24 protein-coding genes, 1 other RNA gene, 1 pseudogene and 1 riboswitch are annotated in these 22,712 nt (G+C 67.5%); of the genes and pseudogenes, 14 read left to right on the top strand and 12 right to left on the bottom strand.

Annotation, left to right across the window (positions count from 1 at the left end; translation table 11 throughout):
• Nucleotides 1-86 precede the first annotated feature (86 nt).
• The 6 genes and pseudogenes from VG556_RS15530 to ribD all read left to right on the top strand — a co-directional run bounded on the left by VG556_RS15530 (nucleotide 87) and on the right by ribD (nucleotide 4,897).
• Nucleotides 87-556 (top strand): annotated as a pseudogene (locus VG556_RS15530) (RcnB family protein).
• A gap of 186 nt (nucleotides 557-742) precedes the next feature.
• Nucleotides 743-1,996, top strand: a complete 1,254-nt coding sequence (gene glyA, locus VG556_RS15525; RefSeq protein ID WP_014645914.1) for a serine hydroxymethyltransferase — start codon at nucleotides 743-745, stop codon at nucleotides 1,994-1,996.
• Between the two features lie 124 nt (nucleotides 1,997-2,120).
• Nucleotides 2,121-2,540, top strand: coding sequence for a hypothetical protein (locus VG556_RS15520; protein WP_049442181.1), 420 nt, complete (start codon nucleotides 2,121-2,123; stop codon nucleotides 2,538-2,540).
• Nucleotides 2,541-2,567: 27 nt separating this feature from the next.
• The gene (locus VG556_RS15515) at nucleotides 2,568-3,017 is read left to right on the top strand and encodes a hypothetical protein (protein WP_032962449.1); all 450 of its coding nucleotides are present in this window, start codon (nucleotides 2,568-2,570) and stop codon (nucleotides 3,015-3,017) included.
• Between the two features lie 152 nt (nucleotides 3,018-3,169).
• Nucleotides 3,170-3,691, top strand: a complete 522-nt coding sequence (gene nrdR, locus VG556_RS15510; RefSeq protein ID WP_010481984.1) for a transcriptional regulator NrdR — start codon at nucleotides 3,170-3,172, stop codon at nucleotides 3,689-3,691.
• Nucleotides 3,692-3,811: 120 nt separating this feature from the next.
• On the top strand, nucleotides 3,812-4,897 hold the full coding sequence (ribD, locus tag VG556_RS15505) for a bifunctional diaminohydroxyphosphoribosylaminopyrimidine deaminase/5-amino-6-(5-phosphoribosylamino)uracil reductase RibD (protein WP_053495308.1): 1,086 nt from the start codon (nucleotides 3,812-3,814) through the stop codon (nucleotides 4,895-4,897).
• Between the two features lie 35 nt (nucleotides 4,898-4,932).
• Here the strand turns inward: ribD and VG556_RS15500 are convergent, their stop codons facing one another.
• From VG556_RS15500 to VG556_RS15490, 3 genes are all read right to left on the bottom strand, one after another.
• Nucleotides 4,933-5,361, bottom strand: coding sequence for a hypothetical protein (locus VG556_RS15500; RefSeq protein ID WP_080376398.1), 429 nt, complete (start codon nucleotides 5,359-5,361; stop codon nucleotides 4,933-4,935).
• Between the two features lie 95 nt (nucleotides 5,362-5,456).
• On the bottom strand, nucleotides 5,457-6,341 hold the full coding sequence (locus VG556_RS15495; RefSeq protein WP_100449334.1) for a hypothetical protein: 885 nt from the start codon (nucleotides 6,339-6,341) through the stop codon (nucleotides 5,457-5,459).
• 154 nt (nucleotides 6,342-6,495) lie between these two features.
• Nucleotides 6,496-7,116, bottom strand: a complete 621-nt coding sequence (locus VG556_RS15490) for a hypothetical protein (RefSeq protein WP_014645920.1) — start codon at nucleotides 7,114-7,116, stop codon at nucleotides 6,496-6,498.
• Nucleotides 7,117-7,493: 377 nt separating this feature from the next.
• Nucleotides 7,494-7,639: riboswitch (FMN riboswitch) on the top strand.
• Between the two features lie 77 nt (nucleotides 7,640-7,716).
• Here VG556_RS15490 and VG556_RS15485 point away from each other — a divergent pair.
• The 5 genes from VG556_RS15485 (at nucleotide 7,717) to thiL (ending at nucleotide 11,627) form a co-directional block, all read left to right on the top strand.
• Complete coding sequence (locus tag VG556_RS15485; RefSeq protein WP_014645921.1) at nucleotides 7,717-8,343, top strand: riboflavin synthase; 627 nt, start codon at nucleotides 7,717-7,719, stop codon at nucleotides 8,341-8,343.
• Nucleotides 8,340-9,440 carry a 3,4-dihydroxy-2-butanone-4-phosphate synthase gene (gene ribB, locus VG556_RS15480; protein WP_053495656.1) on the top strand — a complete coding sequence of 367 codons (1,101 nt, stop codon included), beginning with the start codon at nucleotides 8,340-8,342 and terminating at the stop codon, nucleotides 9,438-9,440. The genes VG556_RS15485 and ribB overlap by 4 nt, the downstream gene beginning before the upstream one ends.
• A gap of 160 nt (nucleotides 9,441-9,600) precedes the next feature.
• Nucleotides 9,601-10,068 carry a 6,7-dimethyl-8-ribityllumazine synthase gene (ribH, locus tag VG556_RS15475; RefSeq protein ID WP_005415267.1) on the top strand — a complete coding sequence of 156 codons (468 nt, stop codon included), beginning with the start codon at nucleotides 9,601-9,603 and terminating at the stop codon, nucleotides 10,066-10,068.
• Nucleotides 10,065-10,544 carry a transcription antitermination factor NusB gene (gene nusB / locus VG556_RS15470; protein ID WP_032956631.1) on the top strand — a complete coding sequence of 160 codons (480 nt, stop codon included), beginning with the start codon at nucleotides 10,065-10,067 and terminating at the stop codon, nucleotides 10,542-10,544. Before ribH ends, nusB begins: the two co-directional genes overlap by 4 nt.
• A gap of 120 nt (nucleotides 10,545-10,664) precedes the next feature.
• Nucleotides 10,665-11,627: a thiamine-phosphate kinase gene (gene thiL, locus VG556_RS15465; RefSeq protein WP_100449335.1), complete on the top strand. Its 963-nt coding sequence runs from the start codon at nucleotides 10,665-10,667 to the stop codon at nucleotides 11,625-11,627.
• A gap of 191 nt (nucleotides 11,628-11,818) precedes the next feature.
• On the opposite strand, the gene VG556_RS15460 is transcribed toward thiL, so the two are convergent.
• The 3 genes from VG556_RS15460 to VG556_RS15450 all read right to left on the bottom strand — a co-directional run bounded on the left by VG556_RS15460 (nucleotide 11,819) and on the right by VG556_RS15450 (nucleotide 13,280).
• On the bottom strand, nucleotides 11,819-12,190 hold the full coding sequence (locus VG556_RS15460; RefSeq protein WP_100449336.1) for a DUF805 domain-containing protein: 372 nt from the start codon (nucleotides 12,188-12,190) through the stop codon (nucleotides 11,819-11,821).
• Between the two features lie 128 nt (nucleotides 12,191-12,318).
• On the bottom strand, nucleotides 12,319-12,729 hold the full coding sequence (locus VG556_RS15455; protein WP_049407605.1) for a hypothetical protein: 411 nt from the start codon (nucleotides 12,727-12,729) through the stop codon (nucleotides 12,319-12,321).
• Between the two features lie 287 nt (nucleotides 12,730-13,016).
• On the bottom strand, nucleotides 13,017-13,280 hold the full coding sequence (locus tag VG556_RS15450) for a hypothetical protein (RefSeq protein ID WP_423180031.1): 264 nt from the start codon (nucleotides 13,278-13,280) through the stop codon (nucleotides 13,017-13,019).
• Between VG556_RS15450 and VG556_RS15445 the strand changes: the two genes are divergently transcribed.
• Complete coding sequence (locus VG556_RS15445) at nucleotides 13,225-15,246, top strand: acyltransferase family protein (protein WP_100449337.1); 2,022 nt, start codon at nucleotides 13,225-13,227, stop codon at nucleotides 15,244-15,246. The genes VG556_RS15450 and VG556_RS15445 overlap by 56 nt on opposite strands.
• Before the next feature lie 110 nt (nucleotides 15,247-15,356).
• Here the strand turns inward: VG556_RS15445 and VG556_RS15440 are convergent, their stop codons facing one another.
• The 4 genes from VG556_RS15440 to VG556_RS15425 all read right to left on the bottom strand — a co-directional run bounded on the left by VG556_RS15440 (nucleotide 15,357) and on the right by VG556_RS15425 (nucleotide 19,609).
• Nucleotides 15,357-16,742 (bottom strand): FAD-binding oxidoreductase, encoded by a 1,386-nt coding sequence (locus VG556_RS15440; RefSeq protein ID WP_100449338.1) that lies wholly within the window; start codon nucleotides 16,740-16,742, stop codon nucleotides 15,357-15,359.
• Nucleotides 16,739-17,419, bottom strand: coding sequence for a metal-dependent hydrolase (locus VG556_RS15435; protein ID WP_100449339.1), 681 nt, complete (start codon nucleotides 17,417-17,419; stop codon nucleotides 16,739-16,741). Before VG556_RS15435 ends, VG556_RS15440 begins: the two co-directional genes overlap by 4 nt.
• A 110-nt stretch (nucleotides 17,420-17,529) precedes the next feature.
• A complete protein-coding gene (locus tag VG556_RS15430) occupies nucleotides 17,530-17,898 on the bottom strand; it encodes a YraN family protein (RefSeq protein ID WP_181452944.1) in 369 nt (122 codons plus the stop codon).
• Entirely contained in the window at nucleotides 17,888-19,609 is a 1,722-nt protein-coding gene (locus VG556_RS15425; RefSeq protein ID WP_032956659.1) for a penicillin-binding protein activator, read from the bottom strand. The genes VG556_RS15430 and VG556_RS15425 overlap by 11 nt, the downstream gene beginning before the upstream one ends.
• Before the next feature lie 81 nt (nucleotides 19,610-19,690).
• Here VG556_RS15425 and rsmI point away from each other — a divergent pair, with 81 nt between their 5' ends.
• A complete protein-coding gene (gene rsmI, locus VG556_RS15420; protein ID WP_014645933.1) occupies nucleotides 19,691-20,509 on the top strand; it encodes a 16S rRNA (cytidine(1402)-2'-O)-methyltransferase in 819 nt (272 codons plus the stop codon).
• A gap of 126 nt (nucleotides 20,510-20,635) precedes the next feature.
• Nucleotides 20,636-20,987, top strand: an RNA gene (gene rnpB, locus VG556_RS15415) — RNase P RNA component class A.
• A gap of 85 nt (nucleotides 20,988-21,072) precedes the next feature.
• Here rnpB and VG556_RS15410 read toward each other — a convergent pair.
• Together VG556_RS15410 and VG556_RS15405 are read right to left on the bottom strand one after the other, a co-directional pair.
• On the bottom strand, nucleotides 21,073-21,552 hold the full coding sequence (locus VG556_RS15410; protein ID WP_049405822.1) for a DM13 domain-containing protein: 480 nt from the start codon (nucleotides 21,550-21,552) through the stop codon (nucleotides 21,073-21,075).
• A 352-nt stretch (nucleotides 21,553-21,904) separates the two neighbouring features.
• Nucleotides 21,905-22,693 (bottom strand): NRDE family protein, encoded by a 789-nt coding sequence (locus VG556_RS15405; protein ID WP_100449341.1) that lies wholly within the window; start codon nucleotides 22,691-22,693, stop codon nucleotides 21,905-21,907.
• Nucleotides 22,694-22,712 lie beyond the last annotated feature (19 nt).

The raw sequence follows: 22,712 nt of genomic DNA, 5'->3' as shown, positions 1-22,712 counted from the left end.
CCTGCAGCGGGAAGCGTTTCCAGCCGGAAACGGTTCAGATCGGTTGCGCAATATGGGCTCACCACCCACCCAAGCAGAGGTCTGACATGCGCATCAATCGAGTAATGGCCGGCGCCGTGGCCTCTGTGCTGGCCTGGGCGCCGTGACCCCGGCCTTCGCCGACAACGACCATCGCCGCGACCACGACCGCCGCGAATGGCGCGAGGATCGCCGTGAGTGGCGCCAGGACCGCCGCGACTGGGAGCGCGACCGCCGCGAGGCCCGGCGCGACTGGGAACGCGACCGCCGCGACTGGCACCGTGACCATGATCGCTACTACCGCCCGGCACCGCCGCGCGTGGTCTATCGCCCGGCCTATGGCCCGGGCTATGGCTGGAAGGTCGGCCACCGCTACCGCGACTACTACCGCGGCCCGGTCTACGTGGTGAACGACTACCCGCGCTACAACCTGCGCCGCCCGCCGTACGGCCATCAGTGGATCCGGGATGATCGCGGCAACATGCTGCTGGTGGCCATCGCCACCGGTGTGATCGCCCAGTACGTGCTCAGTCGCTGAGGATCGCGGCCGGGGTCGGATCCCTTTCCAACGGAAAGGGCTCTGACCTCAACTATCGATCGAAACCATACGGGGCCGGATTCCTTCGGGGATGCCGGCCCCGTCCGTTTCGGCCCCAGCGGGCCAGTGCGGAGCTACAATCGAGGGCTGAGCCGTACCCCTTTTCCCTGCCTGCTGGAGTACCCGATGTTCCCGCGTGACGTCCGCATCGAATCCTACGATCCCGAACTGGCCAAGGCCATCGCCGCTGAGACCCAGCGCCAGGAAGACCACGTCGAGCTGATCGCCAGCGAGAACTACACCAGCCCGGCGGTGATGGAAGCCCAGGGCAGCCAGCTGACCAACAAGTACGCCGAAGGCTACCCGGGCAAGCGCTACTACGGTGGCTGCGAATACGTGGACATCGCCGAGCAGCTGGCGATCGACCGCCTGAAGCAGCTGTTCGATGCGGACTATGCCAACGTGCAGCCGCACAGCGGTTCGCAGGCCAACCAGGCCGTGTACTTCGCCCTGCTGCAGCCGGGTGACACCATCCTCGGCATGAGCCTGGCCCACGGTGGCCACCTCACCCACGGCGCCAAGGTCAATGCCTCGGGCAAGCTGTTCAACGCCGTGCAGTACGGCGTCAACGACCAGGGCCTGATCGATTACGACGAAGTCGAGCGCCTGGCCCTGGAGCACAAGCCGAAGATGGTCGTGGCCGGCTTCTCGGCCTACTCGCAGGTGATCGACTGGGCGCGCTTCCGCGCCATCGCCGACAAGGTCGGCGCCTACCTGTTCGTCGACATGGCCCACGTCGCCGGCCTGGTCGCCGCAGGCGTCTACCCGAGCCCGCTGGAACACGCCCACGTGGTCACCTCCACCACCCACAAGACCCTGCGCGGCCCGCGCGGCGGCATCATCATCGCCAAGGGCGCCGACGAAGACCTGGTCAAGAAGCTGCAGTCGATCGTGTTCCCGGGCATCCAGGGCGGTCCGCTGATGCACGTCATCGCCGGCAAGGCCGTGGCCTTCAAGGAAGCGCTGGAGCCGGGCTTCAAGGCCTACCAGCAGCAGGTGGTGAAGAACGCCCAGGCGATGGCCAACACGCTGATCGCGCGTGGCTACAAGATCGTCTCCGGCGGCACCCAGAACCACCTGATGCTGGTGGACATGATCGGCAAGGACGTGTCCGGCAAGGACGCGGAAGCCGCGCTGGGCAAGGCCCACATCACCGTCAACAAGAATTCGGTGCCGAACGACCCGCGTTCGCCGTTCGTGACCTCGGGCCTGCGCCTGGGTACCCCGGCGGTGACCACCCGTGGCTACGTCGAACAGGACTGCGTGGATCTGGCCAACTGGATCGCCGACGTGCTCGACGCACCGAACGATGACGCGGTCATCGCCCGCGTGCGCGACGCCGTCAGCGCGCAGTGCCGCAAGTACCCGGTCTACGGCTGATCGGAGAGTGGGGTCGGAGCCCTTCCTGGCGGAAAGGGATCCGACCCCGCCCTCCGGATCGACGCAGGGGTCGGATCCCTTCCCGCAGGGAAGGGCTCTGACCCCGGCATCGGAGTAACCGCGCATGGATGAGCGCCACCTCAAGTACCTGTACACCGCGCTGGCGGTGCTGTTTGGCCTGCCCAGCCTGGTGATGGGCGGCGCGGCGGCGACGATGCTGCTGCTGATGGGGCTGGGCCAGTTCGGTCATGGCACGCTGGCCTCGGTGACGGTGATGCCGCTGTGGGGCCTGGCCGGCATTGCCGGCTGCCTGGCCTGGTTGTGGCTCAGCGCGGGTTTTCTGCTGCAGGGGCGTGCCGGGCTGCACGTGCACCGCCTCTGGTGGTGGATGCTGCTGGCGGGCGGTCTCGCCGCCTTGCTCCCGCTGGGGCTGGCGCTGTGGTGGGGCATCGCCGTGCATGCCGAAGGCATCGGCTTGTTGCTGCTGGGCCCGTCGATGCTGGTGCCGGCTGCGATGCTGGTGTGGATCAAACGCCGCGCATGACGTGGCCCATGGAAGGAAATCGAACGCATGGATGAGCGTCTGCACAAACGCTGGATGGCGATCGCCGGCCTGCTGGTGGGCCTGCCCACCGTGGCGGCAGGCGGCACGGGTGCCGTGCTGGGGCTGATGGTCGTATGGGACGGCAAGTACCTGACGGGCGACGAGCACACGTGGTTGCTGCTGTGGTCGTCGGCTGGAATCATCGGCCTGCTGTCGTGGTTGTGGCTGAGCGGCCTGTTCCTGTGGCGCGGTGTTGCCGGCCTGCGCCAATCACCGGTTGTCGCCTGGGTCGGCCTTGCGCTGGGGGTGCTGGCCGCGTTGGCCGTGGTCGCCGCCGCGTTGTACTTCACCTTCAAGCATGGGGAAATCTCGACCCTGGCCTTCCTTGGGTTCGGCCCGCCGCTGCTGGTGATGGCCGGGCACCTGGCGTGGCTGCGCTGGGCACGCGCGGCCCCGGTGCCGTCGGCACCTGGTTGAACGTCTGGTCCTGCTGACCTCACTGGACGCTCTGGTTGGCCGAAATGCAGGTACTTCCGCGCAGACAGCATTTGCCGCTGCGCCCTTTCTCAGGTACCTTTGCGACGCTGCCATGACCGTGGCAATAGGTACTTTCCTGAGCCAGGCGTTCCATGCACTGCCCCTTCTGCCAACATGCCGATACCCGGGTCATCGACTCGCGCGTCTCTGAAGACGGCGCGACGATCCGTCGTCGGCGTGAATGTGAAGCCTGCGGCGAGCGCTTCAGCACCCTGGAAACGGTCGAACTGAAGCTGCCGGCCATCGTCAAGAGCGATGGCACCCGCGAGGCGTTCGACCAGCGCAAGGTCCGCGCTGGCTTCGACCGCGCGCTGCAGAAGCGTGCGGTGGCCGAAGACAAGATCGAAGCAGCGGTGCGTGCGGTGGTTCACCAGCTGCGCATCAGCGGCGAGCGCGAAGTGCCCTCGATCAAGGTCGGCGAGTTCGTGATGAACGAACTGCGCAAGCTCGATCATGTCGGCTACGTGCGCTTCGCTTCGGTCTACCGCAGCTTCGAGGACGTGGCCGATTTCCGCGAGGAGATCGAGAAGCTCGAGCGCGACCTGCCGTCCAGTACCGAACAACTGCAGCTGCTGGGCGATGTGATCGCCCTGACCAAGAAGAAGAAGGGCTGACTGCCTCTGCCTTGGGGGTGCCAACCTTGGTGGGCACCGGTGGCCGCATTCACTGGTGGGTGCCAACCGTTGGTTGGCACTGACGGCATGGATCAACACCGGCGGCGTTACCATGGCTGCATGACCACTTCGTTCTCCGTCCTCGACCACCTGCACATGGCCAACGCGCTGCGCCTGGCCGAGCGCGCTGCCTATACCACCCGCCCCAACCCGATGGTCGGCTGCGTGATCGCCCATGGCGAACGCGTGGTCGGGCAGGGCTGGCACCAGCGCGCCGGTGGCCCGCATGCGGAAGTGTTCGCCCTGCGCGAGGCCGGCAGCGAAGCACGCGGTGCCACCGCCTACGTCACCCTGGAACCCTGCGCCCACTACGGGCGCACGCCACCGTGTGCGCTGGCCTTGATCGAAGCCGGCGTGTCGCGCGTGGTCGCGGCGATGCGTGATCCGTTCCCGAAGGTCGATGGCGGTGGGTTCGATCTGCTGCGCAATGCCGGCATCGACGTCGCCGAAGGGCTGATGGCGGTGCAGGCGCGCGAGCTCAACAAGGGCTTCCTGTCGCGCGTGGAGCGCAATCGGCCGTGGTTGCGGGTGAAGCTGGCCGCCAGCCTGGATGGCCGTACCGCGATGGCCGATGGCAGTTCCAAGTGGATCACCGGGCCGGCCGCGCGCGAGGACGTGCAGCACTGGCGCGCGCGCGCCGGTGCGATCCTGACCGGCGCCGACACGGTGCTGGCCGACGACCCGATGCTGACCGTGCGCCTGGCCGATACCGAAGTGATGGCGCCACTGCGTGTGGTGCTGGATTCGCGCCTGCGCTCGCTCGAATGCAGCCGCGTGCGCGAGGGCGGGGCACCGACGCTGTACCTGCACGCTGCGGCGGTGAGCGCGCCGGATGCGGCCGATGCCGAATTCGCCAGCGTGCATGGCGTTGATGGGCGGTTGGACCTGGGCGCGGTGCTGGCGCTGCTGGCCGAGCGCGGTATCAACGAGGTGCATACCGAAGCCGGCGCGACGCTGTCCGGTGCGCTGCTGCGCGGCGGCTGGGTCGATGAGCTTCTGCTCTATCAGGCGCCCACGCTGCTGGGCGACAACGGCCGCCCGCTGCTGGCTGGCCTCGGCATCGATGCCATGGACCAGCAGCGTCGCCTGCGCGTGGTCGACCAGCGGCAGGTGGGCGAGGACATCCGGCTGCTGCTGCGCCCATGAAGGAATGACGCAGAGCAGGGGCTACGCCCATGGCGTCAGGCCGCTTCGTCGTCTTCTTCGCCAACGGGGCATTGGCCTTTCCACTGCTGCTTCCACAGCACATGCAGGTCGCGGCAGTACGCGCCGAGCGCCTCGCCCGGCAGTTGCCTCGCCTTGAACCGCAACTGGCGACGCGTAAAACCGTCGTCGTACTCATCCGGCAGTACCAGCACGGCACACTGATCGTGATACATCAGGAAATCGCGGCAGTGGTCGTCATTGCTCATCCACGCATCCAGGTGCCTATCGCTCAGCTGCGTTGACTCGAAGGCGACCGAGGGTTGGACGACGATGATCTTCGTGGCTTTGAACCTGGACGCTTCGGCCTGCCAGCACACCATCAGCGCCAGCAACATGAGCGCGGTCGACGTCATACAGTGTTTCATGCGGTTGCCCTGGTGGAAGAGGGCAACAGCATTGACCATGCAGGCCGCGCAGGGCCATGCAAGGGTTCTGAAAATGCAGTTGCCCTTGCCGTCGGCAACGCTGGGCAGCGCGTAGGCTCGGCGTTACATCGCGCTTACGCGCATTCGTCGGTCCACATCATCTCGGCGATCGGGCGCAGTGCCTTGCATTCCTGCGTCATGTCTTCGGCTGACTTCACCTTCGCCTTGGCCTTCAGTTCCTCGGTCATGGCATCCACGCCACTGATCTGGTCCGGCGCGATCTTCGCCACGCAGGCGCGGTGCTGCTGCAGCAGCAGGTCACAGCCGGGTACGCCGGTCACCTTCGGTGCGCTGGCCGCCTGCGCGTCCTGCACCCAGTCCTCGAACGGTGCCAGCGCGCCGGTCACGGTACCCACCAGATCGTCGAAGTTGCCGCTGTACCAGTAGCCGTTGTCCTTGGCCGGGTACAGGGTGAAGGTGCCGCTGACCGGCACGCGCGCACCGCTCTGCAGCGCCTGGGTGTAGGCGTCGGTGAACTGCTTGCGCGCGGCCGGGCTGGCGTCGGCTGCAAGGCTGGCGGCGAACAGCGGGCGCACCTTGCCGAGGTCGGGCACCTGGCAGCTGAAAGTGATGCGCGCCAGCTTCTGGTCTTCCACGTACTCGTTGTCTTCAATCACGCTCTTGCTGGCGCGGCACTTCGAATCACGCAGGGCCTTGGCATACAGCGCTTCGGTGGCGGCCGCGTCGGCCTTTGCGCCGGTGCTGGCTAGTACGACCTGCCACGGTTCGGCCAGCGCCTTGGCCAGCGCACCCGGGTTCGGGGTCACCGCGTCCTGGCCTTCGAACGCCGGCTTCAGCGCATCGTTGAGCGCGCGGGTCGCCGCGGCGTCATCTTCCAGCAGCACGCGTGCGTACAGGTCGAAAGCCTGTTCGGGCGTCAGCGTGGCGGGGGCTGCGCCGGCCAGCAGCGGGGCCGCCAGCAGGGCGCTGGCCAGCAGGGCACGCAAGGGAGTCTTCATGACGGTGTTTCCTGTTCCAGAGGCGCGCAAGCGTAGCGCATCTTTGCGCAGGCCCGATGGTGCCCTGTGGCCGCCTGCCGGCGCGCGCGGGCCCAAAAAAAAACGGGCCCCTTGCGGGGCCCGTTCGATCGCACGACGAGGAGCGATCGGTAAATCAGAAGCTGGCGCGGACGCCGACCGAGTACTGGGTGACGTCGCGGTAGCCGGCGATCTCGCCCACTACACCCCAGGTCTTGGTGAAGTTGACCTGGCCGCCGACGGTACCGACCCAGGTGCCCTTGTAGTTGTTGCCGCCATCCATGTAACCGGCCTTGGCCCAGGCTTCGGTCATGCGCGACGGCTTGCCGCGGATACCCATGGTGACGCGGCCCAGGTTGGTGTGGTCCTTGCCGTGGTAACGCACGCCGTCGTAGCGCAGGGTCGATTCAGCGTTCTGGCGCACCCAGGCGGCATCGGCGGTGAAGTCCAGGCGGTCGGTCCACGGCATGTGGTAGCCGATACCCAGCTCCGGCTGGTTCAGTTCCAGCTTCAGCGAGTCTTCGCCGTAGTGGCGGGTCTTGCTGGTGCGCGACCAGCCACCGAACACGTAGACCTGCTCGGCCAGCGCGACCGAGCCGCGCAGGTAGCCACCGTCGACCTTCGGGTCGTCCAGCACGTTGTCGTCAACCTGGACCTGGGTCCAGCCGCCTTCCACGTAGGTGTAGCTCAGGGCGTCGGCCGAAGCCGAGAACGGAGCAGCGGCCAGCAGGGCGGCCACGATCAGGATCTTGCGCATGGGAATTCCTGTGAATTTCAGTCCATTGGCGGGCCTGCCCTCGCGGCTGCCCGTGGCGACCTCATGTCGTCCGCTGCGGATTTTAATGAAAGTTTTACAAAATGCGAGAGACGGCCGTCACAAGCTGGTCTGGCTTGGCCGGGGTCAGAGCCCTTTCCTGCGGAAAGGGATCCGACCCCGGTCATCAGAATGCGAGCCGGCCGAGCCGGCCTGCATCGGGGTCGGATCCGTTTTCCGTCGGAAAACGGCTCTGACCCGTAGCGATTTCGAGAGGGCCGGGGCCAGAGCCCTTGCCTGCGGAAAGGGATCAGACCCCGGTCATCCCCACCCCGTTCAGCACGGGCTGGTACACTAGCCACGCCGGTTCGCCGGTACACAAACGTCTTCAGGGCGGGGTGCAATTCCCCACCGGCGGTAGGTGCGCAAGCACGAGCCCGCGAGCGCCCCGGCCCACGGCCGGGGGTCAGCAGATCCGGTCCAATGCCGGAGCCGACGGTCATAGTCCGGATGAAAGAAGACGGTGCCACAGGGCCTTCGCGGCCCTGCGCCCGCCTGTTTGCCTTGCGGCGTTTTTCGCTCACTTTTCGCGGAGAACGTTACTTGTTTACTGGAATCATCGAAGGCGTCGGCCGTCTGGCTGCACGCGAATCCATCGGCGGCGATGTCCGCTTCACCTTCCACGTCGGGAATCTGCCGTTCGACCACGTGCAGATGGGCGAGAGCATCGCCATCAACGGCGTCTGCCTCACCGTCATCGCGTTCGACGCCAGCAGCTTCCAGGCCGATGCCTCCACCGAGACCCTGGGCCTGACCACGCTGGGCCAGTTGGGCGAAGGGGCGGTCATCAATCTGGAGCGCGCCATGCGCCCGACCGACCGCCTGGGCGGCCATCTGGTCAGCGGCCACGTCGACGGCCTCGGCCAGGTGCTGTCCATCCATGACGACGCGCGGGCCCAGCGCTGGCGTTTCGCCGCGCCGGCCTCGCTGCGCCGCTATATCGCCAAGAAGGGCTCGATCTGCGTTGACGGCGTCAGCCTCACCGTCAACGAAGTGGACGACGACGGTTTTGAAGTCGCCCTGATCCCGCACACCGTGGCCAACACCGCCTTCTCCGCCACCGGCGTGGGCAGCGCGGTCAATCTGGAAATCGATCTGGTGGCCCGTTACGTCGAGCGATTGATGGGTGTGCCGAGCAACGGTCAGCACCCACAGGGAGACGCAGCATGAACTTCGCCCCGATTCCGGAAATCCTGGAAGACATCCGCCTGGGCCGCATGGTGGTCATCGTCGATGACGAAGACCGCGAGAACGAAGGCGACCTGATCATGGCCGCCGAGCTGGTCAAGCCGTCGGACATCAACTTCATGGTCACCCACGGCCGCGGCCTGGTGTGCCTGCCGCTGACCCGCAGCCGCGCCGCCGACCTCGGCCTGGCGCCGATGGTGCAGGCCAATACCGCCCAGTTCCAGACCAACTTCACGGTCAGCATCGAGGCCGCCGAGGGCGTCACCACCGGCATTTCGGCGCATGACCGCGCGCATACCATCCGCACCGCGGTAAAGCCCAATGCCAAGCCGTCGGACCTGCACCAGCCGGGCCACATCTTCCCGCTGATCGCCCAGCCGGGCGGCGTGCTGACCCGCGCCGGCCACACCGAAGCCGGCGTCGACCTGGCCATGCTCGCCGGGCTGGAACCGGCCGGCGTGCTGGTGGAAATCCTGAACCCGGATGGCAGCATGGCGCGCCGCCCGGAGCTGGAAGTGTTCGCCCGCGAGCACGGCCTGAAGATGGGCTCCATCGCCGATCTGATCGCCTACCGCCTGGCCACCGAAAAGACCGTCGAGCGCGTGGACGAGCGCGAGATCGACACCGAATTCGGTCCGTTCAAGCTGGTGACCTACCGCGACCGCATCGCCCACGACCTGCACTTCGCGCTGGTTCGTGGCACGCCGGATGCGGACACCCCGACCCTGGTACGCGTACAGGTGGAAAACCCGCTGGCCGACCTGCTGCACTGGCGCCGCGACGACTTCGGCGTGGCGGCCACCGATGCCCTGCGCGCGATCAATGCCGAGGGCGCCGGCGTGATGGTGGTGCTGTCGGCCCCGCGCGACGGTGAAGCCCTGCTGGCCCGCCTGCGCCAGCAGCCGGCGCCGGTGGTGCCGGGCAAGGACAAGGATGTGGGCCAGTGGCGCCGCAACGGTGCCGGCGCACAGATCCTGTCCGACCTGGGCCTGGGCAAGCTGCGGGTGCTGGGCACCCCGCGCCGCCAGGTTGGCCTGGCCGGTTACGGCCTGGAAGTGGTGGAGACGGTCACCCTGTAATGGGGGATTGCCGGCCAGCGGCCGGCACTACCGGTGGGTGCCGACCCCATGCCACCGGTGGGTGCCGACCGTTGGTCGGCACACCCTGCGGGCCCCCGCCAGCCACGGCCGGGGCCCATCCACGCTAGAATTACCCCCTTATCGAGTCCCCAAGCCGCATATGAGCCACTACGAAGGCGATCTTCGCACTCCCGAGTCGGCGCGCTTCGCCATCCTGGCCAGCCGCTGGAACGCCCGCATCACCGACGCGCTGGTCGCAGGCGCGCGCCTGAGCCTGGCCGGCAACGGCATCACCGAAGCCAACATCGACGTGATCCGCGTGCCGGGTGCCTGGGAACTGCCGCTGGTGGCCGCGCGCCTGGCCGCCGCCCATGAACACGCCGCCATCCTCACCCTGGGCTGCGTGATCCGTGGCGACACCCGCCACTACGAACACGTGGCCGACCGCTGCGCCGAAGGCCTGATGCGCGTGCAGCTGGATTTCGGCGTGCCGGTGCTGAACGGCGTGCTGGCGGTGGAACGCGTTGAAGACGCCGAGGCCCGCGCAGGCGGCAGCCACGGCAACAAGGGCGAGGAAGTCGCACTCGCCGCACTGGAAATGGTCAATCTGCTGGAGCAACTGCCATGAACAAGAACACCCAGGGCAAGCCCTCCGGTAAACCCGTCCGCCGCGATGGCGTCGATCCGGTGCTGCGCTCGCGCGCCCGCCGTCGTGCCGTGCAGGCCATCTACGCCTGGCAGATCTCCGGCGGCAACGCACAGTCGCTGATCGCCCAGTTCGCCCACGAGCAGGCCCGTGAAATCGCTGACCTGGCGTACTTCGAGGCGCTGCTGCACGGCGTGCTCGACAACCGTCGTGACATCGATGAAGCGCTCGGCCCGTACCTGGACCGTGACATCGAGGAAGTGGACGCGATCGAACGCGCGGTGCTGCGCCTGGCCGCCTACGAGCTGCGCTACCGCCTGGACGTGCCATACCGCGTGGTGATCAACGAAGCGATCGAATCGGCCAAGCGCTTCGGTTCCGAACACGGCCACACCTACGTCAACGGCGTGCTGGATCGTGCCGCCGTGGAATGGCGCAAGGTCGAATCGGGTCACTGACCCACCTGTGGTAGTGCCGGCCGCTGGCCGGCAGCTGCAGGGATCCTGAGGTTGCCGGCCAGCGGCCGGCACTACCGCCCACCGCGCCTTGCGCGGCACGTACAACAGCGGGAACGCCCCATGTCCCTGGCCGAATTCGCCCTCATCGACCGCATCCGCGCCCGCACCCTCGAGCGCGACGACATCCTGCTCGGCATCGGTGACGACGCCGCGCTGCTGCAGCCGCGTGCCAACGAGCAACTGGTGGTCACCGCCGATACGCTCAACAGCGGCGTGCACTTCCCGGTTGAGACGCCTGCCTTCGACATCGGCTGGAAGACCCTGGCGGTCAACCTGTCGGACCTGGCCGCGATGGGCGCGCGCCCGGCATGGTGCACGCTGGCACTGTCACTGCCGGAAGCGTCTGAAGATTGGATCGAGGCCTTTGCCGATGGCTTCTTCGCCCTGGCCGACCAGCACGACATCGCGCTGATCGGTGGCGACACCACGCGCGGTCCGCTGTCGCTGTCGGTGACCGCGATGGGCCAGGTCGGGCGTGGCCAGGCCCTGCGTCGCGACCGCGCACAGGTGGGTGATGACATCTGGGTCAGTGGCACGCTCGGCGATGCCGCCGGTGCGCTGCGCCTGTGGCAACAAGGTGCGTTGAGCATCGCCACCGCCACGCTGCTGGCCGACTACGAAAGCCTGCGCCTGCGCCTGCTGCGGCCGACACCGCGCGTGACCCTCGGCCTGCGCCTGCGGGCCTTCGCGCACGCGGCGGTGGATGTGTCCGACGGCCTGCTGGCCGACCTCGGTCATATCGCCACGCGTAGCAACGTGGCCGCGCATGTGGATGCCGATTCGCTGCCGATCTCGCACGCGCTGCGTGAGCTGCTCGGCCGCGACACTGCGCGCGACTGCGCACTGCGCGGGGGCGACGACTACGAACTGTGCTTCACCGCCGCCGCCGACCAGCGCGAGGCACTGCACTACCTCGCCGAATCGCTGGACGTGCCGCTCACCCGCATCGGTCGGATTGCCGAAGGGCAGGGCGTGCATGTGGATGGCGAAGCCGCCGACGGCGGTTACCAGCACTTCGCGTAGCCGCAGCGGTACCGCCCTGCTGGGTGCCAAGCTTCGGGGGGTCAGATCCCTTTGCGCCGCAAAGGGATCTGACCCCAAGTGAAATGCATCGATGTTGCTCTGGTAGGTACCAACCTTGGTTGGCACGGATGTGTCAGTCGCCCTTGGCAACACCGTGTCGACCAAGGCCGACACCTACCAACGCGGGCTGGTTACACGTGCGGAACCGCTGCATCGAAGCGGTTGTTGCCCGGCGTGCCGGGTAGCAGCAGGAACACCAGCACCACCAGGCCCACAATCGGCACCAGCATCAGCAGGTACCACCAGCCGGAACGGTCGGTGTCATGCAGGCGGCGCACGGTCACTGCAATCATCGGCACGATGATCGCCAGCCACACCAATGCGCCCACGCCCGTCGATATCAGTGCCAGCGTGCTTGAACCGGTGTAGCCAGCAATGAAGCCCAGCACATTCGACGGTATCAGCACGATCACGACGAACAACTGGAACCACCAGAATTCACTGCGACTGGCGCGTCCGCTGAACTGTGCGTAGCGGACAAGCGGAATCATCATCTTGTGCATCTGGGCACTCCCTGAAAAGAAGTGCGCACTATTGGTGCTCCTGTGATGAGGAGCCATCGGAATCGTTGCAATTGCGCGCAGTGCGCGACTGAACTGAGCGCTACCCCGCAGTTCTCCTTGTTGGATGCTTACACTGCCCGCAACTGCACATCCACATACTCGGCCAGTCCACGGCAGGCCAGCAGCAGGCCCTCGCGCGCGCCATCGCCTATCTGCTGATCAATATCCCCGTCCACGCGTACGCGTTCGGTGGCGTGCAGCAGCTCCAGCAGGAAACTCAGCCCCGCATTGGCGCGGTCGATGCGCGCCAATGCCAGCCGCTGACCAGGCGTACGGTTGTGGCCGGGCCACGGCTGGCCATCGGCGGCATCGCCCTGGCGGATGTACTGCAGGCAGGCCTGCAGGGTGATGGCGCCAGCGCTGTTGCCGCTTTGCAGCGCAACGAAGGTGTCTTCCAGCGTGCGGGCCAGGTCATCGGGCAGGCGCGTGGCGGCCTCGCCCAAGGTGGCGAACAGGTGCGGGTAAGGGGAAGCGGTCATGGCGGCGTCCTTGTGCAAGCGGCAAGGGGCCACCCTGCTTAACAGCGGGGGTGGCGGACGGTGAGTGGTTCCAATACCGGTGGTAACACTGCGAAACGCCGGCGGGCACGAGGCCCCCACGCACCGCCCGCCATAGGTGCGCGGACAGAATGCCTGCCGACGCCACCCAACAAGGAAAGGGTGACGCCGGCAGACAAGCGTAAACAACAGTGTTACCGATCGGGATTGGAAGCCCGTGCCACCCGTTGTCGGTGGCGCTACATGATTTGCATGCCGTGCCAGGTATGTCAATGAGAAAGATTTGAAAATTCGAAAACGTTGCAGACGTGCGGCGCGCGCTTCAATGTGGCAATTGCGACATTTCCTGTAGAGTCGAGCCATGCTCGACTCAGCGCGACCTGACCGGAAAGCAGTCGAGCATGGCTCGACGCTACAATCGCGTCGATCCGGGACCGGACCTGAACGTTGTCCACGCCTGTCGCGATCATCCATTGAATGACTGCGGCAGTGATGGTGATGCTGTCGGATCGTTCTCCGTCCGTTGCCTGCATGTCCCCTCCCGAACGTTCCCACAACGCCGCCATCGATGGCCTGCGCGCATTGGCGGTGCTGGCCGTCGTCGTCTTCCACACCAACGCGACGTGGCTGCCCGGCGGCTTCACCGGTGTGGACCTGTTCTTCGTGGTATCCGGCTTCGTGATCAGCCAGTCGCTGGCCTCGCGCGCCCAAGCATCGCTGGGTGCGATGCTGCTCGATTTCTACCGGCGTCGCGTGCTGCGCCTGTTGCCGGCGCTGCTGGTGATGCTGATGGCCACTTTCGTACTGTCGGCACTGTTCATTCCCCGCGCGTGGCGCAATGAGCAGTTCGACCAGACCGGCTGGGCCGCGCTGGTCGGTTTCAGCAACATCGTGCTGGCCGGCCAGCAGGACGATTACTTCTCGCCCGGCGCTGAACTCAATCCGTTCCTGCATACCTGGACGCTGGGTGTGGAAGAGCAGTTCTACCTGGTCTTCCCGCTGTTGTTCTTCGTGTGGCTGCGCGGGCGTGAGCGCTGGCCGGGGGCGCGTTGGCTGTTGCCGGCGCTCACCATGCTGTCGCTGGCGTGGGCGGGCTGGCAGGCGCGATCGGCGCCGGCGTCGGCGTTCTATCTGCTGCCGGCGCGGTTCTGGGAGCTGGCCGCAGGTGCGCTGCTCTACCAGTGGATGCATAAACGTACGCCACGCCAGGGCAGCGGCGCGGCTGCCGCGGCGGGCCTGGCGCTGCTGGCCGCGGGTGTGCTGATCGCCCCGCAGTTGGCGATGCCGGTGCCGGGCGTGCTGGCGACCGTGGCCGGTACCCTGCTGCTGTTGGCGGGCGTGTCGACAGCGGGGACATCGCGCATCGCCCGTGCGCTGGGCTGCGCACCGCTGGCCTACCTGGGTCGGCTGTCCTATTCGCTGTACCTGTGGCATTGGCCGCTGCTGGTACTGCTGCGCTGGACGTATGGCCTGCATGGCGTCGCGCTGTGGCTGTATCCGGTGCTGCTGCTGGCGGTGTCGGCCGCGTCCTACCACTTCATCGAGCGCCCGCTGCGCAGTGCGGCGCCGCTGCTGCGGCTGGCACCGGCCAAGGTGCTGGCGATGGCGTTTCCGCTGGTGGCGCTGTGCGGTGCCGGCGCCTGGGCCACGGTCGAGTACCACGAGCAGGTCTCGCTCAGCGTCACCCGCAACGGCTACGCATGGCAGGCGCGTCGCTACCCGGCGTGGCGCCCGCTGGAACCGGTGAGTGCGCCGGCGCTTGAAGGGCGGCGCCTGTTCGTGGCCGGCGACTCGCATGCGGCGGCGTATCGCACCATGACCAGCATGGTCGCGCGGCAGACCGGCATGGAGGTGCGCCAGCAGGATCGCGGCGGCTGCAGCTTCGTCAACCTGCTGCGGGCCAGCCCGGCCGACTGCCAGGACTTCATTGAAGACACGCTGTCGACCATCGAACGCGAGGCGCGCCCGGGTGACATCGTGCTGCTGGCGGCCTTGCGCATGCCGGAACTGCGTGGGTTCGACTGGCAGCGGCAGGATGCACAGCAGATCTATCAACAGCTGCTGGCCGAACGCACGCCGACCAATGCGCAGGCCGCGCGTGATGAGGCTGGTCGTGTTCTTGGGCGTCTGCAGAAGCTGGGCGTGCACGTGGTTGTGGATGCACCGTTGCCGTTGTTCAAGGCCGGTGCGTACCGCTGTTCGGACTGGTTCAACCGCCGCAATCCGGCGTGTGCCGGCGGTCTGAGCATGCCGCGTGCGGATCTGGAAATGCTGCGCGTGCCGCAGATGGCACTGCTGGATGACCTGGCGGCACGTTACCCGTCAATGACCGTGTGGGATCCGCTGCCACTGCTGTGCGGGCCGCAGGCCTGTTCGGCGGTGGAAGACGGCGAACCATTGTTCTTCGACAATGATCACCTGAGCGGGCATGGCAACCGCGTGCTGCTGCCCAGTTTCCGGCAGACCCTGATCGATATCGCAGCCGACAAGACGGTGTAGAGCCGAGCCCACGCTCGGCTTGCGCGCACAGCGCGGGCGTCATCGCGATCTGGTCGAAGAGCAGCCGAGCATGGCTCGGCTCTACAGGAGCGCGCAGGAGTGCGCGCAGTCTATGCCGGCGGCAGCACCTTACCGGGGTTGAGGATGCCGTCCGGGTCCAGCGCGGCCTTGATCGCGCGCATCGTTGCCAGCGTTTCCGGGGTGAAGGCCTGCGCCATGAAATCGCGCTTGGCCAGGCCGATGCCGTGTTCGCCCGACAACGTGCCGCCCAATGCCAGCGTCAGCTCGAAGATCCTTGGCAGCGCGGCATGTGCGCGTGCGTTCTCGTCGGCATCGTCCGGGTGGTAGAGGATGTTGACGTGCAGGTTGCCGTTGCCGGCATGGCCGAAGGTGACGATGGTCAGCGTGTAGTCACGTGCCAGCGCCTGCACGCCGGCCACCAGCTCCGGAATGCGCGACACCGGGACCACTACATCTTCATTGATCTTGCCCGGCGCCACACTGCGCAGCGCAGGCGACAGCGCCTTGCGCGCCGCCCACAGCTGGTCGCGTGCGCGGCCTTCCATCGCCACGTCCAGTTCGATCATGCCGTCGCCTTCGGCGGCGCTGGCCAGGGCCTGCAGCAGATAGGGCAGGGTGTCGTGGTCACCATCGGCCTCGACCAGCAGCATCGCACCGGCCTCTGGCACGTCGGCACCATTGAGCCGCAGCAGCTCCAGGCTACGCGCATCCATGAACTCCAGCCGGGTCGGCACCACCGGCTGTGACATCAACCGGGAAACCGCGGCGGCGGCGGCATCGGCGTCGCGGTACAGCACGCGCAGCCCGGCCTGGCTGACCGGCAACGGGGTGAGCTTCAACGTGGCTTCCACGATCAGTGCCAGTGTGCCTTCGCTGCCCACCAGTAGATGGGTGAGGTCGTAGCCGGTGGCGTCCTTGGTGTAGGCGCCGCCGCAGCGGACCACTTCGCCGGTGCCGGTCACCGCCACCAGGCCCAGTACATTGTCGCGGCTGGTGCCGTACTTCACCGCGCGCGGGCCACCGGCATTGCAGGCGAGGTTGCCGCCGATGCTGCAGATCTCGGCGCTGGAAGGATCCGGTGCCCAGAACAGGCCATGCGGGGCCAGGGCCTGCTGCAGGGTTCCATTGAGCACACCCGGCTGCACGACCGCGCAACGATCACCGGCGCGGATCTCGATGATGCGGTCCATGCGGGTGAACGACAGCACGATGCTGCCCGGCCGCGGGACGGCTGCACCGGTCGTGCCGGTGCCGGCGCCGCGCGCGACCAGCGCCACGCCATGCGCGCGACAGGCACGCACCAGTGCCTGAACCTGTTCGACGTCGGCGGGCAGCGCCACGGCTGCCGGACGCTGGCGGCGCCATGAATTGTCCTGCGCGTTGGCCTCCAGCGCGCTGTCATCCATGCGCCAGCCCTCCGCGCCCAGCAGGGTGGACAGTTCGGCGACCAGGGCAGCAGGCAGGGCAGGACTCATGACGGATCTCGAGAGGCAGCAGGAGCGGGTTGGATCAGTTTCCAGGCGACAACGGCGCCGGCCAGTGGCAGCCACACCCAGCGCAGTTCGGAGAGCAGGGTAGCCACGCCGCGTGCGCTGAAGAACTGTGGGGCGAAGGGTGAAACGCGGATCGGTCGCCACGGCGCGAAGAAGCGGTGTTCGCTCCACGGCCAGGCCAGTGCGACGCCGAGGCCGCCGGAGGTCATCGCATCCAGCAGTGGATGGCTGGCGGCGCAGACGAAGACGAATACAGCGGCTTGTACGGTCGATGTCACCGTTGGCCCTGCCTTGGTAGGTGCCAACCTTGGTTGGCACGAAACCGCCGACCAAGGTCGGCGACTACCGGAGCTGTGCTGCTCCGACCAAGGTCGGCGACTACCGGGGCTGTGTGGTGCCGACCAAGGTCGGCGACTACCAAAGAACGCCAACGCCGCCGCCAATGCCGCCAGCACTCCGGCAAACAGCAGCGAATGGCTGGCACCGCGATGGCCGAAGGCATCCGCATAGGGAATGTGCAGCGCAAAGGCCAGTACATCGGCATCGGGCAGCATCGCGGCGATCACGCCTGCAACCAGCAGGCGCGGCGGGATGCGGCCGCGATCAGCGGCGCACCACAGCGCCAGCGGCACAGCAGCATGGGTGATGATCGAAGGCATCAGTCACACACCGTGGTCGTGCCGGCCTGGCTGCGCTCTGGGAGGTGCCAACCTTGGTTGGCACAGAAGCGCCGACCAAGGTCGGCCTCTACCAGAGCGGACGGTACCCATCAGCAATCATCCAGCCGGAACGCATCACGCAGCCACCGCAGCTGCGGCGGCTCGCCGGTGGCGTCGACCACATCAAAACGGCAGGGCGCATTGGCCAGCGTCGGGTTGTCCTGCAGGTACAGCTGCGCGGCATGCGCCAGGCGCCGGCATTTGCGCGCATCGACTGAAGCGGCACCGCCACCGTACTCTGATCGCGCGCGATAGCGCACCTCCACGAACACCACGATGCCGGCATCGTCCATCACCAGGTCCAGTTCACCGCCGCGATAACGCACGTTGCGCGCACGCGGCTGCAGTCCGGCCTGTTGCAGATGCTGCTCGGCGGCGGCTTCCACCGCCGAGCCACGTTGGCTGCGCTCAGCGACCACCGACGATCGGCATCGGCCGGCCGCCATTGAAGGTCGACCATGCCGGCTGGCGCAGGATGTTGCCGTTGCTGTCCAGGAACAGGGTGCCGGTGGCACCGTCCAGGCCGCCTTCGTTGGACAGCTTGTCCAGATAGGCGGTGATCTTCCAGGCGTCGGCGCCGAACGCGAACAGGCGGCCGGCCGCACCGCGTGCGCTCGGCAGGGTGCTGGCCACCTGGCTGGCCGAGGGCAGGCCGGACACGCTGCGCACGTTCCAGGCTTCATTCGGGTAGACGATGCCGTCCAGGGCCACGTCTTCTTCCACCTTGCCGCTGCCGACGGTCAGCTGCGAGGTGCCGACGCGGGTGGCGCCACCGGCACCGGCCAGCGCCAGCTGCGGCGCCAGCAGGCGGGCCTGCGGTGCACGCACGGCGAGGAACACCGCATCGACCTGGCCGGCATTGCGCACCTGCGCGCCGACATCGCCAACGGCATCGCTGACGTTGAAGGTGGCCACCACCTGCCCACCGCGCTGTGCGAAGCGCTGCGCGAAGGCGGCGGCGGAACGGCGGCCGGTGTCGTCATTGCTGCTGATCACCAGTGCGCGGTTGCGTTCGCGGCCACGCAGGTATTCGGCGGCGACGATGCCGTCGTCTTCTGGTGCCAGCGAGAAACCGGCGCTGCCGGCCGGCGGTGCGTCCTTGCCACGGTTCAGGGCCAGCACCGGCACCTGCAGCTGCTGGCGGCCGTACACGGCGTCCACTTCGTCGCGGCCCAGCGGTCCGACCACGAAGTCGGCACCGGAGGCGACCGCCTTGTCATAGGCGGCGAGGGCACCGGCCGGGGTGCCGGCGGTGTCGAAGAAGTTGATGTCCGGGCGGCGGCGGCTTTCACCGTAGTAGGCGCTCAACAGGCCATCGCGCACCGGCTGCGCGGCGGTGGCCAGGCGGCCGCTGAGCGGCAGCAGCACGGCCAGCTTGGCCGGCGGGCGGTAACCGTCGCTCATCGCCGGCGGGCGCTTGCTGGTGTCGAACTGGGCCGCGCCATCGCGGTCGAACGGGCGCGGCAGCGGAAGGCCGCGCGCGATCAGCGCACGGCCGGCGAAGTTGTACAGCGGGTCGTTGGCCGGCAGCGCGGCGGCACGGCTGCGCAGGGTGGCGTCGTCGAGGGTGCCGAGCAGGCCGGCGATGGCGGCCTGGTTCTCGCTGCGCGCGCTGCCGGTCAGGCCGGCATGGGCACGGGCGCGCTCGTTGGCGGCACCGAAGGCATCGCCGGTGCCCTGCAGGGCCTGGGCGCGGGCCAGCAGCCAGCGGGTGCGCAGGCCGACCGCAACACTGTCGGCATGATCCTTCAGCAGCGCCAGCGCCTGCGCAGGCTGCTTGTCGGCCAGCGCCAGCTCGGCACCGGTCAGCTGGTAGCGCTGCAGGCTGGCGCCGGACAGCTGGCGGGCGGTGAGCTGGCCCAGCAGGCTGCGCGCGCGGGCACTGTCGCCGGCCAGGTGCCAGGCCCAGGCCGCGTCGGCCAGTGCGTTGCTGCGGGCGCCGCCACGCAGCGTGGCGGCTAGGCCTTCCAGCTGCAGTGCGGCGTCGCGCGGCTTGCCCTGTTCGATCAGCGCCAGCGCCTGGCCCTGGGCCGGCGAATCGGGGGTGCTGGTCAGGCTGGTGGTGGCACAACCGGCCAGCAGCATCAGCGACAACGACAGGGCGGAGAACCGTGCGGCGGGCTTGTTCATGATCGGGTCCATGCGATGAGGGCAGCGGCCTTGGCCGGGTACACGCTACGATTCTACCCTTGCCCCGTGAGTACCGCTGAAATGAGTGTCCCAACCCTGTACGTCGTCGCCACCCCGATCGGCAACCTGGCCGATCTGAGCCCGCGCGCGCAGGAGGTGCTGCGTTCGGTGGCGGCCATCTGTGCCGAGGACACCCGCCGCAGTGGCCAGCTGCTGTCCCATTTCGGCATCCAGCAACCACTGGTGGCCCTGCACGAACACAATGAAGAGGCCCTGGCGCAGCGCCTGGTCTCGCGCCTGCAGGCCGGCGAGTCGCTGGCGCTGGTCAGCGATGCCGGTACCCCGCTGGTCAGTGACCCCGGGTTCCGCCTGGTGCGTGCCGCGCGCGCGGCGGGCATCAAGGTCAGCCCGGTACCCGGTGCCTGTGCCGCCATCGCCGCGCTGAGCGTGGCCGGCCTGCCCAGCGACCGTTTCAGTTTCGAGGGCTTCCTGCCGGCCAAGGCCAGCGGCCGCCGCGACCGCCTGCAGGCGCTGGCCGGCGAAGTGCGCACGATGGTGTTCTACGAATCGTCGCACCGCATCGCCGAATCGCTGGCCGACATGGCGGCGATCTTCGGTGGCGAACGCCCGGCGGTGCTGGCCCGCGAGCTGACCAAGCTGTTCGAGACCGTGCTCGATGGTGACCTGGCGGGCCTGCTGGCCAAGGTCGAGGCCGACGACAACCAGCGCAAGGGCGAGTTCGTGGTGATGGTGCAGGGAGCGGGTGATGACGAACAAGCGCAGCTGGCACATGGCCGCCGCGTCTACGCGAAGCTGAGCGAGCACCTGCCACCGTCCACCGCCGCCAAACTGGCCGCGGAACTGACCGGCGCGCCGCGCAAGGCGTTGTACGGTAGTTGATGGATTGCTGCAGCCACGCATGGCGTGGCGCTACTGCAGTAGATCCACGCCATGCGTGGATGGATGAACCGGACGCCGCGATCAGCACGGCAGGAAGGACCTGCGTACGCTAGAATATGCGCTGGCGGAGCCGGCCAGACAGTCGCGTCATCCCTTCGGGGGTGCCGAGGAAAGTCCGGGCTCCATAGGGCAAGGTGCCAGGTAACGCCTGGGCGGCGCAAGCCGACGGAAAGTGCAACAGAAAGATACCGCCTACGTCTTCTTCGGAAGGCCGGTAAGGGTGAAATGGTGCGGTAAGAGCGCACCGCGAGTCTGGCAACAGACCGGCACGGCAAACCCCACCTGGAGCAAGACCAAATAGGGATCCTTTGGCGCGGCCCGCGTTGGATCCGGGTAGGTTGCTTGAGCGTTGCGGTGACGTAACGCCTAGAGGAATGACTGTCCACGACAGAACCCGGCTTATCGGCCGGCTCCGCCTCCTTCTTCTTCCACGCATGGCGTGGAGCTACCGTGATTGCGGGGTCGGATCCCTTTCCGGAGGAAAGGGATCCGACCCCATGCTGTCAGCCCGGCGTGCGGTACTGCCCGGCGGAAATGAACTGCGAGAAGCGCTCGCACCACACCACCACCGTGGTGTAGTCGTCCACGTCCACGTTCGCGGGCACATCCACCAGGAAGCGGTTGAAGGTCTTCACCTCGCCGATGCGCTGGGCCTGCGCCTTGATCTTCAGGAAGTCGGCCTTGTTGTCGACGAAGTCGCGGACCAGGTAGACCTTGTAGTCCGGGCCCGGTCCCATCTTGCCGTCGAAGGCAACCTGGGTGGCGCTGACGCTGACCTTGCCTTCGGCCCAGTGCACCGCGTCGCTGCCTTTGAGGTCGCGACGGAAGGTGGTGCGATAGGTGGCGTCGTTCATCGCGGCCTGCACCTGCGTGACCGGCGGGTCATCGGGGGCGATCAGGATCGGCAGCAGATAGATGCCCAGGCCGAAGCCCAGGCCGAGAGCAAGCAGGTGGGTGGCGAACAGGATGAGAATGCGACGCATGGGGCCTCCTTGGGGGGTGTGGTCGATTGCGCGGCGCGATGCCGGGCGCGACCAACCTGGGAGGTCAGGGGCGACATTTATAGACACAGTGTCGATTGCGAAAAGGGCACAGTCGGCTGGCTGTGATGCTGAAACCGCTGTGGCGCGGACGGATCGCGGTCGCGGCTGGAAGCTGAATGACGTTTCAGGCGTGGTGCGCTGACGACGACCGTCACTTCAATGACGACACGCGTGCGGGTAGTGCCGGCCGCTGGCCGGCAACTTCCTGTCCGTCCAGACATCGCAGGGCTGCCGGCCAGCGGCCGGCACTACCCCCGCCAAGAGCATCCGGCCAAGGGCCGTCATGACCGGGTCAGAAAATGACGTGGCTCTGTCCGCTGGGAGTGCCCTGCGGGCCGAAGCGGCGTTCGTGGATCTCGCCATGGCCGTCGGCGTCGATCAGCAGCACGGTGCTGGCGCGGGTGCCGTAGTCATCGCCACGGATGAAGGCCGGGCTCAGCCAGCGCTCGCGTTCCAGGCCGATGCCGGTGTCGGGCAGGTCGCTGTCGGCAGGGCGGTGTTCGTCGGCCAGAGCATTCCAGAGTGGGGTCAGGTCCGGGGTCAGATCCCTTTCGCTGTGCGAAAGGGATCTGACCCCGTCATTCTGAAGCCAGGCTTCAAGGGCCGCCATCAGCCGCCGGGTCTTCGGCCAGGGCGCGTCCAGCGCGCCGTTGGACATGCCGTGCACGCCCGGGCCGAGGGTCTGCCGTTCGGCGGGATGGTTGCCGAGGTACTCCAGGCTGTCGCTATCGGCCAGCAACAGATTGAACGGGGCATAGGCGCCAGCCACGGTCGCCAATCGGTCGATATGCACAGCGGCCGGGTCGCGGCCGCGCAGGAAGTCGGCCACCAGCGCGCCCCGCGACGGGCCGGTCTGGGCCGCCAGCGGGTCGCGGACGTTGGTGACCACCGCCATCCGGCCCGAGGCGCCAACCCCGGCCCAGCCACCGCCGGAGCGCAGATCGCGCCCGCCGATGACGGACGTCTCATCCTGCCAGGGGGCCAGCGCCGCCGTCGGGCGGGCGTGGAACTCATCACGGTTGCCGGTCATCACCAGCCGCCAGCGCGGGTGGTGCATCCAGCCAAGAGCGAGCAGGCACATGGCCTCATTGTGCACGGTT

It is taken from the genome of Stenotrophomonas sp. CASM106 (assembly GCF_049384825.1).
Classification (GTDB): Bacteria; Pseudomonadota; Gammaproteobacteria; order Xanthomonadales; family Xanthomonadaceae; genus Stenotrophomonas; species Stenotrophomonas muris.
This window is presented reverse-complemented; position numbering and strand designations above follow the sequence as displayed.

What these genes read in the sequence shown, in the direction of transcription:
- glyA (WP_014645914.1), top strand. Translation starts at nt 743, where the DNA reads ATGTTCCCGCGTGACGTCCGCATCGAATCCTACGATCCCGAACTGGCC.
- VG556_RS15520 (WP_049442181.1), top strand. Translation starts at nt 2,121, where the DNA reads ATGGATGAGCGCCACCTCAAGTACCTGTACACCGCGCTGGCGGTGCTG.
- VG556_RS15515 (WP_032962449.1), top strand. Translation starts at nt 2,568, where the DNA reads ATGGATGAGCGTCTGCACAAACGCTGGATGGCGATCGCCGGCCTGCTG.
- nrdR (WP_010481984.1), top strand. Translation starts at nt 3,170, where the DNA reads ATGCACTGCCCCTTCTGCCAACATGCCGATACCCGGGTCATCGACTCG.
- ribD (WP_053495308.1), top strand. Translation starts at nt 3,812, where the DNA reads ATGACCACTTCGTTCTCCGTCCTCGACCACCTGCACATGGCCAACGCG.
- VG556_RS15500 (WP_080376398.1), bottom strand. Translation starts at nt 5,361, where the DNA reads ATGGTCAATGCTGTTGCCCTCTTCCACCAGGGCAACCGCATGAAACAC.
- VG556_RS15495 (WP_100449334.1), bottom strand. Translation starts at nt 6,341, where the DNA reads ATGAAGACTCCCTTGCGTGCCCTGCTGGCCAGCGCCCTGCTGGCGGCC.
- VG556_RS15490 (WP_014645920.1), bottom strand. Translation starts at nt 7,116, where the DNA reads ATGCGCAAGATCCTGATCGTGGCCGCCCTGCTGGCCGCTGCTCCGTTC.
- ribB (WP_053495656.1), top strand. Translation starts at nt 8,340, where the DNA reads ATGAACTTCGCCCCGATTCCGGAAATCCTGGAAGACATCCGCCTGGGC.
- ribH (WP_005415267.1), top strand. Translation starts at nt 9,601, where the DNA reads ATGAGCCACTACGAAGGCGATCTTCGCACTCCCGAGTCGGCGCGCTTC.
- nusB (WP_032956631.1), top strand. Translation starts at nt 10,065, where the DNA reads ATGAACAAGAACACCCAGGGCAAGCCCTCCGGTAAACCCGTCCGCCGC.
- thiL (WP_100449335.1), top strand. Translation starts at nt 10,665, where the DNA reads ATGTCCCTGGCCGAATTCGCCCTCATCGACCGCATCCGCGCCCGCACC.
- VG556_RS15460 (WP_100449336.1), bottom strand. Translation starts at nt 12,190, where the DNA reads ATGCACAAGATGATGATTCCGCTTGTCCGCTACGCACAGTTCAGCGGA.
- VG556_RS15455 (WP_049407605.1), bottom strand. Translation starts at nt 12,729, where the DNA reads ATGACCGCTTCCCCTTACCCGCACCTGTTCGCCACCTTGGGCGAGGCC.
- VG556_RS15445 (WP_100449337.1), top strand. Translation starts at nt 13,225, where the DNA reads ATGACTGCGGCAGTGATGGTGATGCTGTCGGATCGTTCTCCGTCCGTT.
- VG556_RS15450 (WP_423180031.1), bottom strand. Translation starts at nt 13,280, where the DNA reads ATGCAGGCAACGGACGGAGAACGATCCGACAGCATCACCATCACTGCC.
- VG556_RS15440 (WP_100449338.1), bottom strand. Translation starts at nt 16,742, where the DNA reads ATGAGTCCTGCCCTGCCTGCTGCCCTGGTCGCCGAACTGTCCACCCTG.
- VG556_RS15435 (WP_100449339.1), bottom strand. Translation starts at nt 17,419, where the DNA reads ATGCCTTCGATCATCACCCATGCTGCTGTGCCGCTGGCGCTGTGGTGC.
- VG556_RS15425 (WP_032956659.1), bottom strand. Translation starts at nt 19,609, where the DNA reads ATGAACAAGCCCGCCGCACGGTTCTCCGCCCTGTCGTTGTCGCTGATG.
- rsmI (WP_014645933.1), top strand. Translation starts at nt 19,691, where the DNA reads ATGAGTGTCCCAACCCTGTACGTCGTCGCCACCCCGATCGGCAACCTG.
- VG556_RS15410 (WP_049405822.1), bottom strand. Translation starts at nt 21,552, where the DNA reads ATGCGTCGCATTCTCATCCTGTTCGCCACCCACCTGCTTGCTCTCGGC.
- VG556_RS15405 (WP_100449341.1), bottom strand. Translation starts at nt 22,693, where the DNA reads ATGTGCCTGCTCGCTCTTGGCTGGATGCACCACCCGCGCTGGCGGCTG.